Raw genomic sequence first — 1,473 nt, forward strand, 5'->3', positions numbered from 1 at the left:
GGGCTTAATTTAAATTTAATTTAATTATTAATTAATTATAACCCGCGCGAGCCGATGAAGTGGAATGAGGTTTTCTGCAACACGTTTAAGGCTATTGGAGAAAGATTGGCGCCTGAGATAGAACGGAGGGTGAACTTTATGTTGCCTTCGCTGCCGATGGTTGAGGCTTGCAGGGCCAGCGAGTTCGATTTTCTGCAGGTGCTGATAGGGCAGGGGGTGATAACCACAGAGCAGGCGCTGCATGCAGCTGAGTGCTATCGGTTGGGTAAAACCAAGAACGGGCGAACCATCTTCTGGATGATCGACGACATGATGACGCCGCTGGATGCTCATATCGGTGATGGTTGGCTGTCGCAGATGCTGAAAGCCCGCGAAGAGCTGCTGGCTTACTGGACTGTGAAGCACTGCCTGTTTGGGCTGCATCTGGTGGATGGCTCCAAGCCGATAGGCATCGTAGAGTCGGAGGCTTCGGCAGTGATTCTGAGCGAGCTGTATCCTGAATGTGTTTGGCTGGCTTATGCCGTTAACTCGCATTTGGTGATGGACATGCTGGCGCCGCTGCAGGGCAGCACGGTAACCATCTATCCGCGAACCGACCCCACGATGAGCAACTACGTGTTTTTTCTCGACTATGCCAAGCAAGCAGAACAGTATTACGACATCCGGTTGCGGATTGACAATACCTTGGAACTGCATGCCACTGAGGAACAAAAGCAACGGTGTATCGACATCGTGGATTTTGTACTTGATTCTGTGAGATAATCAACTTGTTTTATCATCAAAATCAACTTACTTTTTATCTATAATCAAATTACTTTTCATCCACAATCAATATGGTAAATTACTACAATAAGCATCTGTTTATCAGTAAGGCTAAACTGGCCGAACTGGCTGGTGTGTCGTATCGCACTTTTAACCGCTATCTGAAAACCCGCCAACACATCCTGGATGCCCTGGGTGTGAAGCGCTATGCCAGGCTACTGCCGCCACAAGCCGTGAAGTATGTTTGTGAGGATTACTGCATCGATCTGCCACCAGAGCTGCAGGATCAGCGTGTGCTGCAGAGTCATCAGCTGTATCAGAAGGTGGTGCGTGAGTTGCAACTGACTACCTTTTTTGAAGGTAAATGGACCAAAATCACTGAAATTCCACCTGATTTCTAATTATTTTCGAGCTAACTTGCCATAACTGGACAATTGCCTCTTGTGAAGTTGTACCTTTGCCATCGCAAACAAGTTGCGCTGGCGAGTGAAGGCTGCGGTTCAACATAGCTCGAGCAAGCTCAGCTCTGCACTCACCTTGCACTTCACTTGCACTGCTATTCCGGATGGCACTAAATTTTTAAATTCTTAAATTTTTAAACTTTTAAATTTTACTTATGGTACGTTACATTTTACAGCAAATCAAAATCACCAGTCACAAGTGTTTTGGTAAGTGGTTCGCCAAGAACGTGGTCGAGGAAACTATCGATCT

At 46.6% G+C, this 1,473-nt stretch carries 2 protein-coding genes; both read left to right on the plus strand.

Translation table 11 applies throughout. The features are described from left to right. The first annotated feature begins 54 nt into the window (after positions 1-54). The gene (locus T500_RS0114715; protein ID WP_155267590.1) at positions 55-762 is read left to right on the plus strand and encodes a DUF6371 domain-containing protein; all 708 of its coding nucleotides are present in this window, start codon (positions 55-57) and stop codon (positions 760-762) included. 71 nt (positions 763-833) lie between these two features. Further along, the gene (locus T500_RS0114720) at positions 834-1,163 is read left to right on the plus strand and encodes a hypothetical protein (RefSeq protein ID WP_028908732.1); all 330 of its coding nucleotides are present in this window, start codon (positions 834-836) and stop codon (positions 1,161-1,163) included. The last annotated feature ends 310 nt before the right edge of the window (positions 1,164-1,473 follow it).

This window comes from Xylanibacter ruminicola Ga6B6, from assembly GCF_000687715.1.
Taxonomy (GTDB): Bacteria; Bacteroidota; Bacteroidia; order Bacteroidales; family Bacteroidaceae; genus Prevotella; species Prevotella ruminicola_B.

Bases quoted from the DNA above. Each gene is read 5' to 3' on its own strand.
- T500_RS0114715 (WP_155267590.1), top strand. From the start codon at position 55: ATGAAGTGGAATGAGGTTTTCTGCAACACGTTTAAGGCTATTGGAGAA.
- T500_RS0114720 (WP_028908732.1), top strand. From the start codon at position 834: ATGGTAAATTACTACAATAAGCATCTGTTTATCAGTAAGGCTAAACTG.